We start from the raw sequence: 16,207 nt of genomic DNA on the forward strand, positions 1-16,207 counted from the left end.
TAAAACTTGGATGACAAGATGAAATAAAATTGCTTTAAACAAAAAATAAAAAGCTCCTGACCGAAGTCAAGAGCCGTCAAACACTGGGGGCGAATTGTTCAATCGCAATTTCAGTTCTTTAGAAACCAAAGTTTCAGGGATAGCACTGCAACCCGAAGAGTCAAAGACTCAACCTGATTTTCCTGCCAATGTTCAATTATATTTTAACATTGACGGTTAAAAGAGTCAATGGATTCGCCATCTTTACGCCCCTCTTTTCTCAGAAAAAATCGAGTTGAAGCATAAAAAGAAAACAATACAAACAGATGAAACAACTGGTAAGGGTGTAACGATTATGTTTAAATCATTGAAAATGATGAGCAAACTGTAAGAAATGAAGAGAATAAAATTTACCCTTCTAAAAATGTGTCTTTTGTCTAGCATGACTTATCTAAACTTCTTATGGCGATCCTTTCAATTTTCTTGTTCACTTATATATTCGGAAAAAATAGAAAAAAGCTAGAACTTTTTTGATTTTTTTGCCATCCTCTTTGTCTAAGTAGCAGGACTTTTTGTTTGGGGAGAAAGAAAATTCCCATGCGTCAGCTTTTGTAGTATAATAGTAAGCAGACAAAAAGATAGGAATGTGTTATGAAAGTATTAGCTTTTGATACGTCTAGCAAGGCTCTTTCTCTAGCCATTTTAGAGGACAAGCAGCTTCTTGCCGAGACGACTATTAATATCAAGAAAAATCACAGTATCACTCTGATGCCTGCTATCGATTTTTTGATGGCCAGTCTAGATTTGACACCCAAGGATTTGGATCGCATCGTGGTGGCAGAGGGGCCTGGTAGCTATACAGGTTTGCGAATTGCGGTAGCAACTGCTAAGACCTTGGCTCATACCCTGAACATTGAGTTAGTTGGGATGTCTAGTCTATTGGCTCTGGTGCCACGCCAAAAAGAAGGTTTGGTGGTTCCTATCATGGATGCGCGTCGTAACAATGTCTATGCAGGCTTTTATGAAAATGCCAAGCCAGTCTTGCCAGAAGCGCATCTGTCTTTTGCGGAAGTGCTAGAGCAGGTCAAGGATGCTGAGCAGGTGACCTTTGTCGGAGAAGTTGGAGCCTTTGTGGAACAGATCCAAGAACAACTACCACAAGCCAGCTACCAAGAAACCTTGCCAAATGCAGCTAATCTAGCTCTTTGGGCCTGGGACAAAGAAGCAGACTCCTTGCACGACTTTGTGCCAAATTACCTCAAGCGGGTAGAAGCCGAGGAAAACTGGCTCAAGAACCACTCCGAGTCTGGCGAGTCCTACATTAAACGCCTATGATAGAGATCAAACGAATCCAACAACAAGCTGACTTGGCACAAGCTATCTATGCTGTTATGGTAGATGTTTACCCAGTCAGCCCTTGGACGCTGGAACAAATCCAAGCAGACCTGTCCCAAGACCAGACATGGTATGTTCTGGCTTTGGACGGGGCAGAAGTGATTGGCTTTCTAGCCGTTCAGGAGAATCTCTTTGAGGCAGAAGTCCTGCAAATCGCTGTCAAAAAAGCCTATCAGGGGCAGAAAATCGCGACAGCCTTGTTTGCTCAATTGCCAGCGGATAAGGAGATTTTCCTAGAAGTTAGAAAGTCAAACCAACGAGCGCAAGCATTTTACAAGAAAGAAAAGATGGCGATCATCGCTGAGCGAAAGGCCTACTACCATGACCCAGTCGAGGACGCCATCATCATGAAGAGAGAAATAGATGAAGGATAGATATATTTTAGCATTTGAGACATCCTGTGATGAGACCAGTGTCGCTGTCTTAAAAAACGACGACCAGCTCTTGTCCAATGTCATTGCGAGTCAAATCGAGAGCCACAAACGTTTTGGGGGCGTAGTGCCAGAAGTAGCTAGTCGTCACCATGTCGAGGTCATTACAGCCTGTATAGAGGAGGCTCTAGCAGAAGCAGGGATTACCGAAGAGGACGTGACAGCCGTTGCCGTTACCTACGGACCTGGATTGGTTGGAGCTCTGCTAGTTGGTTTGTCAGCTGCCAAGGCTTTTGCTTGGGCGCATGGCTTGCCACTTATCCCCGTCAACCATATGGCTGGTCACCTCATGGCAGCTCAGAGTGTGGAGCCTTTGGAGTTTCCTTTGTTGGCACTCTTGGTCAGCGGTGGCCACACAGAGTTGGTCTATGTTTCTGAGGCTGGGGATTACAAGATTGTTGGGGAAACGCGGGACGATGCAGTTGGTGAGGCCTATGATAAGGTCGGCCGTGTCATGGGCTTGACCTATCCTGCAGGTCGCGAAATTGATGAGCTAGCTCATCAGGGGCAGGATATTTATGACTTTCCTCGTGCCATGATTAAGGAGGACAATCTAGAGTTTTCATTCTCAGGTTTGAAGTCTGCCTTTATCAATCTTCACCACAATGCTGAGCAAAAGGGAGAAAGCTTGTCTACAGAGGATTTGTGTGCTTCCTTCCAAGCAGCTGTCATGGATATTCTCATGGTAAAAACCAAGAAAGCTTTAGATAAATACCCTGTTAAAACCCTTGTTGTCGCAGGTGGTGTGGCGGCCAATAAAGGCCTTAGAGAACGCTTGGCAGACGAAATCACAGATGTCAAGGTCATCATTCCACCCCTGCGTCTCTGTGGAGACAATGCAGGAATGATTGCTTATGCCAGCGTCAGCGAGTGGAACAAAGAAAACTTTGCAGACTTGGACCTCAATGCCAAACCAAGTCTTGCCTTTGATACCATGGAATAAAGAGTCAGTTTGAATCTGGCTTTTTTGCTAAAATATTTTATAATATGTTAAAAAAGAAAAAGTTTTTACGAATAAAATAGTAAAGGGAATCTTTAAAGGGAGTTTGGCCATGATTGAAAAAATGGAATTGGGAGAATTTTACAAGGAATTACGTCTGGCGAGAAAACTCAAGCAGTCAGATGTTGCTTGTGATGGACTGACAGCATCCCAGCTATCCAAGTTTGAACTGGGACAGTCTATGCTGTCTGCGGATAAGCTGATCCTAGCGATCCAAGGGATAAATGTGACCTTCGATGAATTTGGGCACAAGCTCAACAACTATCAAGAATCTCCGCATATGAAATTTGGTAGAAGGGTTGTGGATCGCTTTGCCCATCAAGATATAGCAGGTTTAGAGCAACTATTAGAGAAGGTCGAGCAGGAACAGATGGCACAGACTTATCGTCGTTTGAATGCTATTGTGATTAAAAATGCTATCCATTCCTTGGATAAAAGCTATCTACTCGAAGAGGAGGATCGTGAGTTTTTGACCACTTATCTCTATGCTATCGAGTCTTGGACCTGGTTTGAACTCTATATTTTTTGCAATACCATGCCCTTCTTGAGTAATCAAGATCTAATCTTTTTATCAACCTCTTTACTTGAAAAATCCAAGGAATTTAAAGAATTGGCACACAATAGACTGTATATGAAAAGTGGCTTTCTGAATATCATATCAGAGCTTATGGAGCGTAAGCTTTTCTCTTACATCCTAATCTTTGAGTCCGAGTTGGAGAGCATGCTTCGTCCGTATGATGTTTTTGAGAAATTATTGTGGCAATTTTTAAAGAAGATGAGTGTCTTCCTTCAAACCAAAGGAAGTAATCAAAAAGAGATTGAACACTTTATCCAATCTCTGCAAATATTAGAAAATCCACAATTAACAGCCCTCTTTGAACTACGCTTACAGCAATACAAAGAACTTATCGATTAGCTAAAGATGGGAAATGATAATAATATCAGCAACAATTGTCAATAATGTTATGATTTGTTTCTTCATTTCATGCCTCCTACATAATGGTAACTATATTATATCAGTGAAATAATCAAATCAATCAAAATCGCAAATGTGAAATTTCCATAAGAAAAAATATCAAATATGCGATTTTCTAAAATGAGGTGGTTTCCATGTTATACTGTCCTTGTAAGACATTTGAAGCAAATCCTAGGTCGCAGAAGTGGTTTACAAGTAAAAATAATTGAAGGAGTGTAAATGATGTTAAATTTACAATTTGCAGAAACAATGGAATTGACAGAAGTGGAGCTAGAGGCAGTTTACGGAGGAGATCTTGTGAATGTTGCGAATATCCCAGGTGGTGGAAATTGGGGAGGCTGGGGAGGCCTAGGAACACCTTGGTCAATTATTGATCACTGGAAGAGAAATTTTAACCATGATTCTTCTACTGTTAATCGTCGCCGTTATTGATATTCAAAGCCCTTGCCTTTTCTTGGGTAGGGGCTGTCTTTATTTCATAGTATAGGAGAAAATAGAATGAAAAAGATAATCTCACACTACTACCTTATTATAGCCATTCTACTTGTCGTTGCTTACCAGTACTTCAGTGGTCTAGTTTTACACAGTGATCTTGCTGCTGGTCTATCTGACTTTGCCTATTATTTGTCGGATATGCTGTTGAATTTTCTTGTGGTTCTGCTTGCTCTTATTGTTATGGTTTGGTCAGGAAAATGGCAGAAAATTAACAGTAGAAAATTTAAAGGTTCTTATCTTTTTTATTCCTTTTTAGCTCTTCTTGCTTTTGTTATTTGGAATTTCGTCACATTTTATCTTTTCCCTCCTACCAAAAATGAAATTGCTTATCAACTGGATGTTCCTACTTTTACAGGAGCAACAGCATTTCTGATGTATTTTTTCTATCCTGTGATTGCAGGTCCCATTTTTGAAGAGATGATCTATCGTGGATTGGTGATGACTGCTTTGGAAAAAGGGAAAAAATGGGGACTGGATGTACTTGGTTCGGCTACTTTATTTGGTATTTTGCATATCAGTAATCATGGTTGGGTCTTGACAGACTTTTTCGTATATATGGGTAGTGGTTTAATAATGGCAGTCTTTTTTAGAGTGACAAAGTCTATTTATTGGCCTATTGTACTGCATATAGTCAATAATGCCATTGCTCAAATTCTGCCCTTGTTGTTTTAGAGGTTTTTGAAGCATTGTAAATAACAAAAGAGAATACTAGTTATGAAATTAAAAATTCCTGAGTCAGTTCTAATAGAGTAAGTTTGTAGTATTGGGAGTTGGTGGCTTTATTTGTTTGTTATTTAATAAATTCTGGGTTGTAGAAGTGGTTTACAAATAAAACTAATTGAAGGAGTGTAAATATGTTGAGTTTACAATTTGAAGAAACGATGAAGTTAACAGAGGAAGAATTACAAGTAGTTAGTGGAGGAGATCTTGTGTATACTGGCAATATCCCAGGGAGTGGTATAGGAACATCTCGGTCAATTACTAATTTCTGGAGAACAATTTTTATCTATGATTCTCCGACTGTTAATCGTCGCCGTTATTGATAGTCAAAGCCCTTGCCTTTTCTTGGGTAGGGGCTGTCTTTATTTCATAGTATAGGAGAAAATAAAATGAAAAAGATAATCTCACGCTACTACTTGTTTATAGCTATTCTACTTGTCATTACTGACCAGTTCTTGATTCGTCTGCTCTTACACAGCGATCTTGCTGCTGGTCTATCTGACTTTGCCTATTATTTGTCGGATATGATGTTGAATTTTCTTGTGGTTCTGCTTGCTATTATTGTTATGGTTTGGTCAGGTAAATGGCAGAAAATCAACAGTAGAAAATTTAAAGGGTCTTATCTTTTTTATTCCTTTTTAGCTCTTCTTGCTTTTGTTATTTGGAATTTTGTCACATTTGTTATTTTCCCACCTACCAAAAATGAAATTGCTTATCAACTGGATGTTCCTACTTTTACAGGTGCAACGGCATTTTTGATGTATTTTTTCTATCCTGTGATTGCAGGTCCCATTTTTGAAGAGATGATTTATCGTGGGTTGGTGATGACCGCTCTGGAAAAAGGAAAGAAATGGGGACTGGATGTGCTCGGTTCGGCTGCTTTGTTTGGAATCTTGCACATTAGTAACCACGGTTGGGTTTTGACAGACTTTTTCTCATATATGGGTGGCGGTCTCATATTTGCCGTCTTGTTTAGAGTGACAAAGTCCATTTATTGGCCTATTGGACTGCATATAGTCTACAATGGCATTGGTCAGATTCTCCCCTTGTTGTTTTAGAGTTTCTGCTAATCATAAAAACAAAAGAACTGACTAGCTAAGTATTGTAAATAAGACTGTTTTTTCAGTCTTTTTTATTTTGAATGTCTGTTACTAATTTTTGAGTAGTCCTTTGTTTCCTCCAAATTTAGAGAATAAGTCTCAAAATGTAATCGGAAAATCCAAAGTTTGTCAGTCTGAGACTTTTCTTGTATAGTAGATATATGAAAATTACAAAAATAATCAGTAGTCTGCTTGCTCTTGGAGCTTTACTCATGCTTTTATCAGCTTGCCATCATATCAAAAAGACGCAACTGGTCTTGTTTGAATCCCTTTCTTTCGGTATGCCTGTTAAATCTTTTGAAGAAGTATTGGGAGAGGCTAGCCAAGTGGTGGAAGAAGAGGAAATGGCCTATCGTGATACTTGGCGTGCAGAAGACCCTTATTTCTATAAAACAGGCCGCTTTTTCTATGATTACGAAAATATTTCTTTGAAGGGCCATACAGGTCGAGTAAGATTCACATTTTCAAAATCGCATCGCTTGGAGACAGTAGCGACTTATTTCCCCGTTTCCTCCAAAGCTGAGCAGAAAGCATTGCTCAATACCTTATCCCAGAATGTAAAAACTGAACTTGAAGCACTCCCAGATTACCAGTCTATGACCACTGATCCGGTAGGACTATACGATGACGGTTATCGTTACAAGGCCAAATTGAAAGGACAGCAGTGGGAACTCTGGGTCGATGTCTATCCGACAGAAGATGAATATGCTGAAAAAACTGAAGCCAACAAGTATATGATTCGAGTGGATCAATTTCTCATGTATCCATAAGCAGGTAAAATTTTTTTACAATGTTTACTAGCTCCAAGTTCCAAACTCTAAACTTTTTTCTCTTTTATGAATATGTTATAATAGTCCGTGCTGTGGCTGTGACCTTGAACAGCCTCAAACGAAGAGAATAAGAGGAAAAAGATGAAAGAAAAAGGATTTTGGGAAGGTGTTCAGGCCGCCATGCCGACTGCCCTTGGCTATGTTAGTATCGGTCTAGCTTGTGGGATTATCGGTGCGCCCTATGTGACTCCTGTTGAGATGGGCCTGATGAGCCTCTTTGTTTATGCTGGGAGCGCCCAGTTTGCCATGCTGGCATTGATTGCGGTTCAAGCACCTGTAGCAGCCATTGCCATGACAGTCTTTTTAATCAATTTACGACTCTTTTTGCTGAGCTTGCATGCGTCGACCTATTTCCGTCATACCAGTCTCTGGCAAAATATCGGTATGTCTAGTCTCTTGACAGATGAGACTTACGGGGTTTTGATGGGAGAATTAGCCCATACAGACAAGGTCAATCCTATGTGGATGCATGGGAATAATCTCAACAGTTATGTAGCTTGGTTTGTTGGGACAGTTGTTGGGACAGCTCTAGGTGGTTTACTGCCAAATCCAGAAATCTTTGGCCTTGATTTTGCCCTTGTGGGAATGTTTATCGGGATTTTTGCTTCGCAGTTCCAGATTATGCAAAGACGGATTCCTGTCCGCAATCTGCTGAAAATCCTAGCAGTTGTTACGGTGTCTTTCTTTTTGCTTTTGACAGTGGTGTCTCAGTCTCTAGCTGTTCTATTTGCGACGCTACTTGGATGTACAATGGGGGTGGTCTTAGATGGTCAGTAAATATCTTTTGTTAGCCGTTATCTTTTCAGGCCTAGTGACTTGGATACCTCGTATGATTCCCTTCATCTTGGTTAAGTACAAGGGTTTGCCAGCTATCGTTGAGCGTTTTTTGAAATTTTTGCCTGTTTCCATTATCTTTGCCTTGATCCTTTCAAGCGTAGTGACCGGAAAGGTTGGGAGCCTTCCTCAGATCAAATGGCTGGACTTTTTAGCAGTCTTTCCAACAGCTTGGGTAGCCTTTCGCTACCGCAATCTAGTGGGTACGGTTCTTTTTGGAGTAGTCTTGATTGCAGTCTTGCGTCTGGTCTTTTAGTCAGCCATAAAAAAAACCTATCACCGAGATAGATATCATATAATGGCGAAAAAAAATATTTTCTGTTAAGATAGTAAAGTATTCTATTTTGGAGGAAATGACATGAAAAAAATCGTCAAATATTCATCTCTTGCTGCTCTAGGACTTGTTGCCGCAGGTGTACTAGCAGCTTGTTCAGGTGGAGATAAGAAAGATACTGCAACTAGCGAAGCAGCATCTGGTAAGAAAGAAATTATCGTTGCAACCAATGCTTCACCAAAACCATTTAACTACGAAGAAAATGGTGAGTTGACTGGTTATGAGATTGAAGTAGTCCGTGCTATCTTTAAAGACTCTGACAAATACGATGTCAAGTTTGAAAAGACAGAGTGGTCAGGTGTCTTTGCAGGTCTTGATAGCGACCGTTATCAAATGGCTGTGAACAATATCAGCTATACCAAAGAACGTGCTGCAAAGTACCTTTATGCAGCTCCAACTGCTAAAAACCCTAACGTTCTCGTTGTGAAGAAAGACGACGACAGCATCAAGTCGCTTGATGATATCGGAGGCAAGTCTACTGAGGTTGTTCAAGGGACAACATCAGCTAAACAGCTAGAAGATTATAACAAACAACACGCAGATAATCCAACTGTTCTTAACTACACTAAAGCGGACTTCCAACAAATCATGTCTCGTTTGAGCGATGGTCAGTTTGACTACAAGATTTTTGATAAAATCGGTGTTGAAACAGTTATCAAGAACCAAGGTTTGGATAACTTGAAAGTCATTGAACTTCCAAGCGACCAACAACCTTACGTTTACCCACTTCTTGCTAAAGGTCAAGATGAGTTGAAATCATTTGTAGACAAACGTATCCAAGAACTCTACAAAGACGGAACTCTTGAAAAATTGTCTAAACAGTTCTTCGGGGACACTTACCTCCCAGCAGAAGCTGATATCAAATAGTCGTATGAAATCATCCAGTCTGAGAAAGGCGGATGATTTCTCAATTTTTAGGTATATAGTTTCAAACTATATGTCTGCCTATCTAATAACAATTTGCTAATTCAAATAAAGTATGAGATACTATTACGGTATTATTTTTAAAGGAGAAAGAATCATGAAAATTAAAAAATGGCTCGGTGTAGCGGCGCTTGCTACAGTCGCAGGTTTGACTCTTGCAGCTTGCGGAAATTCAGAAAAGAAAGCAGACAACGAAACAGTTGTCAAAATTGCAACAGTTAACCGTAGCGGTTCTGAAGAAGCGCGTTGGGATAAAATCCAAGAATTGGTTGAAAAAGATGGAATTAAATTGGAATTCACAGAGTTCACAGACTATTCACAACCAAACAAGGCAACTGCTGATGGCGAAGTAGACTTGAATGCTTTCCAACACTACAACTTCTTGAATAACTGGAACAAAGAAAACGGGAAAGACCTTGTAGCGATTGCAGATACCTACATCTCACCAATCCGCCTTTACTCAGGTAAAAATGGGGAAGAAAACAAGTATACCAAAGTGGAAGAAATCCCAGATAACGGTGAAATCGCCGTACCAAACGATGCAACAAACGAAAGCCGTGCGCTTTACTTGCTTCAATCAGCTGGTTTGATCAAATTGGATGTTTCTGGAACTGCACTTGCAACAGTTGCTAACATCACAGAAAATCCAAAGAACTTGAAGATTACTGAATTGGACGCTAGTCAAACAGCTCGTTCATTGTCATCAGTTGATGCTGCCGTTGTAAACAATACCTTCGTTACAGAAGCAAAATTGGACTACAAGAAAGCACTTTTCAAAGAACAAGCTGATGAAAACTCAAAACAATGGTACAACATCATTGTTGCGAAAAAAGATTGGGAATCATCACCTAAGGCTGATGCCATCAAGAAAATTATCGCAGCTTACCACACTGATGAAGTGAAAAAAGTTATCGAAGAAACATCAGACGGTTTGGACCAACCAGTTTGGTAATAAGACACAGGGAGGTGGGAGAGAGTTTCCACCTCTTGCTTTTGTATAGAGAGTTGATTTTAAAGAGGCACTTGTGGTCGTTTTGAGGACGCAAGTACGTAGTAGAAAGAGAGAGAAAATGGTTTTTCCTAGCGAACAAGAGCAGATTGAAAAATTTGAGAAGGATCATGTGGCCCAACATTATTTTGAAGTCTTGCGCACCTTGATTTCCAAGAAATCAGTTTTTGCCCAGCAGGTTGGACTCAAGGAAGTCGCAAACTATCTGGGTGAGATTTTCAAGCGTGTAGGAGCTGAAGTCGAGATTGATGAGACTTATACGGCTCCCTTTGTCATGGCGCATTTCAAGAGCTCGCGTCCGGATGCCAAGACCTTGATCTTCTATAATCACTATGACACCGTGCCAGCGGATGGCGACCAGGTGTGGACAGAGGATCCTTTTACCCTTTCTGTGCGAAATGGTTTTATGTATGGACGTGGGGTTGATGACGACAAAGGCCATATCACGGCTCGTTTGAGTGCTCTGAGAAAGTATATGCAGCATCATGATGACCTACCTGTCAATATCAGCTTTATCATGGAGGGAGCAGAGGAATCTGCTTCCATGGATCTAGATAAGTATTTAGAGAAACACGCAGACAAACTTCGTGGAGCGGACTTGCTAGTCTGGGAACAAGGAACCAAGAACGCCTTGGAACAGCTGGAAATCTCTGGCGGAAACAAGGGAATTGTAACCTTTGATGCCAAGGTAAAAAGTGCGGATGTGGATATCCACTCGAGTTATGGTGGTGTCGTGGAGTCAGCGCCGTGGTATCTTATCCAGGCCTTAAGTAGTCTGCGAGCTGCTGATGGACGTATCTTGGTAGAAGGCTTGTACGAGAATGTTCAAGAACCAAATGAACGAGAACTAGCCTTGGTAGATACCTACGCCCAACGCAATCCTGAGGAAATTAGTCGCATTTATGGATTGGAATTGCCTCTCTTACAAGAGGATCGTGCAGCCTTTCTAAAACGGTTCTTTTTCGAGCCAGCCCTCAATATCGAAGGAATTCAGTCAGGTTATCAAGGACAAGGGGTTAAAACGATTTTGCCAGCAGAAGCCAGTGCCAAGCTAGAGGTTCGTTTGGTTCCTGGCCTAGAACCGCATGATGTTCTGGAAAAAATTCGGAAACAGCTAGACAAAAATGGCTTTGATAAGGTAGAATTATACTATACCTTGGGAGAGATGAGTTATCGAAGCGATATGAGCGCGCCGGCCATTCTCAATGTGATCGAGTTGGCCAAGAAATTCTATCCACAGGGCGTTTCAGTCTTGCCGACCACAGCGGGGACAGGACCTATGCATACGGTCTTTGATGCCCTAGAGGTACCAATGGTGGCCTTCGGTCTAGGAAATGCCAATAGCCGAGACCATGGTGGAGATGAAAATGTGCGAATCGCCGATTACTACACCCATATTGAATTAGTAGAGGAGCTGATTAGAAGCTATGAGTAGAGATATTATCAAGTTAGATCAGATCGATGTGACTTTTCACCAAAAGAAGAGAACCATCACAGCGGTCAAGGATGTGACCATTCACATCCAAGAAGGGGATATTTACGGAATCGTTGGATATTCTGGAGCAGGGAAATCAACCCTTGTACGGGTGATTAACCTCTTGCAAAAACCATCTGCAGGGAAAATTACCATTGATGACGATGTGATTTTTGATGGTAAGGTCACTCTGACGGCAGAGCAGTTGCGTCGGAAACGTCAAGACATTGGGATGATTTTCCAGCATTTCAACCTGATGAGCCAAAAGACAGCAGAGGAAAATGTAGCCTTTGCCCTCAAACACTCTGGACTCAGCAAGGAAGAAAAGAAAGCTAAAGTAGCTAAGTTGTTGGACTTGGTTGGCTTGGCGGATCGTGCTGAAAACTACCCTTCACAACTATCTGGAGGGCAAAAACAGCGTGTGGCCATTGCGCGTGCCTTGGCCAATGATCCAAAAATCTTGATTTCAGACGAGTCAACGTCTGCCCTTGACCCTAAGACAACTAAGCAGATTTTGGCTTTGTTGCAAGATTTGAACCAAAAATTAGGATTGACCGTTGTCTTGATTACGCATGAAATGCAGATTGTCAAAGACATTGCCAACCGTGTGGCGGTCATGCAGGATGGCCGTTTGATTGAAGAAGGAAGTGTTCTTGAAATCTTCTCAGACCCTAAACAACCTTTGACCCAAGACTTCATCTCTACTGCAACAGGTATTGACGAAGCCATGGTTAAGATTGAGAAGCAAGAAATCGTAGAACATTTATCTGAGAACAGTATCTTAGTGCAGCTCAAGTATGCAGGGGCTTCGACAGACGAACCACTTTTGAATGAATTGTACAAACATTACCAAGTAACGGCCAATATCCTCTATGGAAATATCGAAATTCTCGATGGCACTCCTGTTGGAGAATTGGTGGTGGTCTTGTCAGGTGAAAAAGCAGCGCTAGTAGGTGCTCAAGATGCCATCCGTCAGGCTGGCGTCCAGCTAAAAGTATTGAAGGGAGGACAGTAAAATGACAGAGTTGATTCAAACTTATCTACCAAATGTCTACAAGATGGGCTGGGCTGGTCAGGCAGGCTGGGGAACAGCTATCTACCTAACTCTTTATATGACAGTTCTTTCCTTCATCATCGGAGGATTCTTGGGGCTGGTGGCAGGTCTTTTCCTCGTCTTGACAGCGCCAGGTGGTGTCTTGGAAAATAAGGTTATCTTTTGGATTTTGGATAAGATTACCTCTATTTTCCGTGCGGTTCCTTTCATCATCCTCTTGGCAATCATGTCACCACTCTCTCACTTGATTGTGAAGACTAGCATTGGGCCAAATGCAGCCCTTGTCCCCCTTTCTTTTGCGGTCTTTGCCTTCTTTGCCCGTCAGGTGCAGGTTGTCTTGGCTGAGTTAGATGGTGGTGTCATTGAGGCTGCTCAAGCAAGCGGAGCGACCTTCTGGGATATCGTGGGTGTTTACCTATCAGAAGGTCTTCCAGATTTGATTCGTGTGACGACAGTGACCTTGATTTCCCTTGTTGGTGAAACAGCTATGGCGGGAGCAGTTGGTGCTGGTGGTATCGGTAATGTGGCCATTGCCTATGGATTCAACCGTTACAATCACGATGTGACCATCTTGGCGACCATCATTATCATCTTGATTATCTTTACAATCCAGTTCTTGGGAGATTTCTTGACCAAGAAATTAAGTCATAAATAAAAAGAGCCGAAGGGCTCTTTTTTAGTGATTAGATTTTGTGTGTAAACTTTTTACTAATGGCTTGTCCAAGCAAAGCCCCAATCAAGGCACCTAGGAGGATGCTTGAAACAAAGAGAAGGATTTTGTCCAACTCTGGAGCGACCATGATACGCTCAATGTATTCTTGGGATTTCCCACGTGCAAGTAAGGTGGCCACGTAAGCTTTGGGACGGATCCACATGAGGAAGATAGGGCCACTTGTGCTAAAAGCAAAGACGAGGAAGGAGAGGGTGTTTTTGATTCGATCTCTGTAGTTTCCGAGACGAGCGATGGCATCTGCTGCAAGACCACAGGCGAGTCCTGGGAGAAAGGCACCAGCGCCATGCTTGCTAGCTAGGAAGAAAAGTGCCATAAAAAGTCCTAGAGTGGTGATAGCGCCAAAACGAGGGACCTTCGTCAAAAGAAGCATGTAGACACTGCCACCGACAAGGGCAGAAAAGGCCGGCGCGTAGAACATATTGCCTGTTTGATCGACCAGGTGTCCTAGGAAGACTCCAATCCCTAGACAGAGGAAATAAAGGACGGCGGCCAAGAGGGTGGTTAAGATATTTTTCTTCATGAGAATCTCCTTGATGCGAATTAACAAAACCAATTGTATCACGCTTTTTGAGGATTGTAAATGGGAGTTCTATATTTTTGAAAACGTTTGAAATATGATATAATAGTTACATCATTAGTTTAAGGAGAGTAGCATGGGAAAATTTCTAGAATTCGTCTTTAATCGTATCTTTTTGGGAATGATTGCGACGGCTTATTTCTGGCTATTAACACTTGCAGGAGGAGTAGTCTTTGGTTTGGCACCAGCTAGTGCAACTCTTATGAGTTTGTATGCGGAGCATGGGTATACCTATCGAGCATACCATTTGAAGGAAGCTTGGGAATTGTATAAGAGCAATTTTGTCAAGAGCAATCTGGCTTTCTATAGTTTTGTGTTTGTGGATCTTGTTCTGATTTATGGTTTGTATCTTCTAGTTCAATTGCCCCACCAGACGATTTTCTACCTTTTGGCGACCTTTCTCAACGTCCTTGTAGTTGCTCTTGTCTTTCTAGCCTATACTGTGTCCTTGAAACTTCAGGTGTACTTTGATTTATCCTACCAAAATACCTTGAAACTGTCCCTTATCGGGATTTTTATGAGCTTACCTGCGATTGCCAAGGTTTTACTCGGGTCCGCTCTCCTTGTAGGAGTTGGTTATTATATGCCTGCCTTGCTCTTTTTTGTAGGAATTGGAATGTGGCATTTCTTTATCAGTGATATGTTGGAACCTATTTATGAAAGTATCCATGAAAAATTGGCGACAAAATAGAATGAAGCAGTTTTGGCTTCACTCTCTTTTACGGATTTATAGTTTGGTTATGATCGTGGTCATTGCCAGTTTTGCAATTATGCTATCGTATGCTGACTGGGACTCGCGTGAGAAAGAGGCCCAACGGGTTGCAGAACGTGTGACCACTCGGACAGTGAGTGAAGTGGAATACTATCACAGAGAGTCAACTCAACTTGCTCAGTCTTTGGTTGAAAATCAGGCCCGCATCGAAGGAATTTACAAGTATTTTAGTCTCAGCACACCAGACTATTTCTATTGGCAATTAGAGCGTAAAACTTCGCCTTATATCTCGGTTTCCCTGTATGAAAATATTGATGACCTCTATGTTCGGAATGATTTTGTGACTGGAGTGGCTATTGTTCTTCAGGACTACAAGGAAGTCTATGTTTCGACTAGAGAAAAACGCAGTGGAGAGAAAATTCCTGCGGAGGATTTTAAGCCAACAGCCAATAGTTTTGCCATTCCTGTTTCCGATCCTGTGTCTGACAAGGATTTAGGAGTGATTTATATCTCCCTATCCCCAGATGTTTTACATGGCGCTATTGACAATACAAGGGGCCATATCCCAATGGCTGTAACAGTAACTTCGCCTTTTGAGACTGAGATGTTCCATATTGGGGAGAAGGTCTCAGCCGAGCGAGAAAACTGGTTTGTAGGTGTCACCTCTCACGGTTATCAGGTTCGAGTTGCTGTTCCTAAAAATTTTGTTCTTACAGGAACTTTGACGAGTTCAGCTGTCATTATTGGGCTAAGTATTCTCTTTATCATCATTTTGTACGTGACCCTTAGACAGACTTTTTCAAATTACCAAAAGCAGGTCGTAGACCTAGTTGATTCGATCGAGGTGATTGCTCAAGGGGAAGAAGGCCTTCGAATCGATACCTCTGAAAAAGACCAAGAATTGCTTCTCATTGCAGAAACAACCAATGATATGTTGGACCGCCTGGAAAAAAATATCCACGATATCTATCAGCTAGAGCTCAGTCAAAAAGATGCCAATATGCGAGCCCTGCAGGCTCAAATCAATCCTCACTTTATGTACAATACTCTGGAGTTTTTACGGATGTATGCCGTCATGCAAAGTCAGGATGAACTGGCGGACATTATCTATGAATTTAGTAGCTTGTTACGCAACAATATCTCCGACGAGCGGGAAACGACCTTGAAGCAGGAGTTGGAATTTTGCCGAAAATATAGCTATCTCTGTATGGTGCGTTATCCTAAATCCATTGCCTATGGTTTCAAGATTGCACCAGAATTGGAAGAAATGAGGATTCCAAAATTTACACTCCAACCATTAGTAGAAAACTACTTTGCCCATGGTGTTGACCATCGCAGAACGGATAATGTCATCAGTATCAAAGCCTTGAAGGGCCAAGGCTTCGTTGAAATCCTAGTGGAAGACAATGGTCGAGGAATGCCCGCTGAGAAACTAGCTAGCTTGCAGGAAAAATTAGCTCAGAGAAGTTTTGAACACGAAGCAAGCTACAGTGGGGAGCGGCAATCAATTGGAATAGTAAATGTGCACGAACGCTTTGTTCTCTACTTTGGGGATCGCTACCAAATCAGTGTAGAGTCAGCTGAGCAAGAAGGTGTTCGTTACCATATCACTATCCAGGATGAATAGAAA

General features: G+C 41.7%; 19 protein-coding genes. 18 read left to right on the forward strand and 1 reads right to left on the reverse strand.

What is annotated here, in order from left to right; all coding sequences use genetic code 11:
- The first annotated feature begins 630 nt into the window (after positions 1–630).
- The 16 genes from tsaB (at position 631) to B7717_RS04310 (ending at position 13,210) form a co-directional block, all read left to right on the forward strand.
- Positions 631–1,314, forward strand: coding sequence for a tRNA (adenosine(37)-N6)-threonylcarbamoyltransferase complex dimerization subunit type 1 TsaB (gene tsaB, locus B7717_RS04235; RefSeq protein ID WP_084944275.1), 684 nt, complete (start codon positions 631–633; stop codon positions 1,312–1,314).
- Positions 1,311–1,748, forward strand: a complete 438-nt coding sequence (gene rimI / locus B7717_RS04240; RefSeq protein ID WP_084944276.1) for a ribosomal protein S18-alanine N-acetyltransferase — start codon at positions 1,311–1,313, stop codon at positions 1,746–1,748. Before tsaB ends, rimI begins: the two co-directional genes overlap by 4 nt.
- Entirely contained in the window at positions 1,738–2,748 is a 1,011-nt protein-coding gene (gene tsaD / locus B7717_RS04245) for a tRNA (adenosine(37)-N6)-threonylcarbamoyltransferase complex transferase subunit TsaD (protein ID WP_084944277.1), read from the forward strand. The genes rimI and tsaD overlap by 11 nt, the downstream gene beginning before the upstream one ends.
- 109 nt (positions 2,749–2,857) lie before the next feature.
- Entirely contained in the window at positions 2,858–3,721 is an 864-nt protein-coding gene (locus tag B7717_RS04250) for an XRE/MutR family transcriptional regulator (protein ID WP_084880381.1), read from the forward strand.
- 282 nt (positions 3,722–4,003) lie between these two features.
- Complete coding sequence (locus tag B7717_RS04255; protein ID WP_084880844.1) at positions 4,004–4,213, forward strand: peptide pheromone VP1; 210 nt, start codon at positions 4,004–4,006, stop codon at positions 4,211–4,213.
- A 66-nt stretch (positions 4,214–4,279) separates the two neighbouring features.
- Positions 4,280–4,948 (forward strand): CPBP family intramembrane glutamic endopeptidase, encoded by a 669-nt coding sequence (locus B7717_RS04260; protein ID WP_084880382.1) that lies wholly within the window; start codon positions 4,280–4,282, stop codon positions 4,946–4,948.
- A 182-nt stretch (positions 4,949–5,130) separates the two neighbouring features.
- Positions 5,131–5,319, forward strand: coding sequence for a peptide pheromone VP1 (locus B7717_RS04265; protein WP_084880384.1), 189 nt, complete (start codon positions 5,131–5,133; stop codon positions 5,317–5,319).
- A gap of 66 nt (positions 5,320–5,385) precedes the next feature.
- Positions 5,386–6,054, forward strand: a complete 669-nt coding sequence (locus B7717_RS04270; protein WP_084944278.1) for a CPBP family intramembrane glutamic endopeptidase — start codon at positions 5,386–5,388, stop codon at positions 6,052–6,054.
- A gap of 203 nt (positions 6,055–6,257) precedes the next feature.
- Complete coding sequence (locus B7717_RS04275) at positions 6,258–6,866, forward strand: hypothetical protein (RefSeq protein WP_084944279.1); 609 nt, start codon at positions 6,258–6,260, stop codon at positions 6,864–6,866.
- Positions 6,867–7,007: 141 nt separating this feature from the next.
- A complete protein-coding gene (locus B7717_RS04280) occupies positions 7,008–7,703 on the forward strand; it encodes an AzlC family ABC transporter permease (protein WP_000659757.1) in 696 nt (231 codons plus the stop codon).
- A complete protein-coding gene (locus tag B7717_RS04285) occupies positions 7,693–8,016 on the forward strand; it encodes an AzlD domain-containing protein (protein ID WP_000253936.1) in 324 nt (107 codons plus the stop codon). The genes B7717_RS04280 and B7717_RS04285 overlap by 11 nt, the downstream gene beginning before the upstream one ends.
- 102 nt (positions 8,017–8,118) lie before the next feature.
- Entirely contained in the window at positions 8,119–8,961 is an 843-nt protein-coding gene (locus tag B7717_RS04290; protein ID WP_084944280.1) for an amino acid ABC transporter substrate-binding protein, read from the forward strand.
- 154 nt (positions 8,962–9,115) lie between these two features.
- A complete protein-coding gene (locus B7717_RS04295; RefSeq protein ID WP_000694533.1) occupies positions 9,116–9,970 on the forward strand; it encodes a MetQ/NlpA family ABC transporter substrate-binding protein in 855 nt (284 codons plus the stop codon).
- A gap of 118 nt (positions 9,971–10,088) precedes the next feature.
- Positions 10,089–11,462 (forward strand): M20 family metallopeptidase, encoded by a 1,374-nt coding sequence (locus tag B7717_RS04300; protein WP_084944281.1) that lies wholly within the window; start codon positions 10,089–10,091, stop codon positions 11,460–11,462.
- Positions 11,455–12,516: a methionine ABC transporter ATP-binding protein gene (locus B7717_RS04305; RefSeq protein ID WP_084856504.1), complete on the forward strand. Its 1,062-nt coding sequence runs from the start codon at positions 11,455–11,457 to the stop codon at positions 12,514–12,516. Before B7717_RS04300 ends, B7717_RS04305 begins: the two co-directional genes overlap by 8 nt.
- A 1-nt stretch (position 12,517) precedes the next feature.
- Positions 12,518–13,210, forward strand: a complete 693-nt coding sequence (locus tag B7717_RS04310) for a methionine ABC transporter permease (protein WP_000137507.1) — start codon at positions 12,518–12,520, stop codon at positions 13,208–13,210.
- A 28-nt stretch (positions 13,211–13,238) separates the two neighbouring features.
- On the opposite strand, the gene B7717_RS04315 is transcribed toward B7717_RS04310, so the two are convergent.
- Positions 13,239–13,808, reverse strand: a complete 570-nt coding sequence (locus tag B7717_RS04315; protein WP_084944282.1) for an MptD family putative ECF transporter S component — start codon at positions 13,806–13,808, stop codon at positions 13,239–13,241.
- 133 nt (positions 13,809–13,941) lie between these two features.
- Between B7717_RS04315 and B7717_RS04320 the strand changes: the two genes are divergently transcribed.
- Positions 13,942–14,556 carry a YesL family protein gene (locus B7717_RS04320; protein ID WP_000514459.1) on the forward strand — a complete coding sequence of 205 codons (615 nt, stop codon included), beginning with the start codon at positions 13,942–13,944 and terminating at the stop codon, positions 14,554–14,556.
- On the forward strand, positions 14,534–16,204 hold the full coding sequence (locus B7717_RS04325) for a sensor histidine kinase (protein ID WP_000800569.1): 1,671 nt from the start codon (positions 14,534–14,536) through the stop codon (positions 16,202–16,204). Before B7717_RS04320 ends, B7717_RS04325 begins: the two co-directional genes overlap by 23 nt.
- The last annotated feature ends 3 nt before the right edge of the window (positions 16,205–16,207 follow it).

The sequence above is a fragment of the Streptococcus oralis subsp. oralis genome, from assembly GCF_002096495.1.
Classification (GTDB): Bacteria; Bacillota; Bacilli; order Lactobacillales; family Streptococcaceae; genus Streptococcus; species Streptococcus oralis_CU.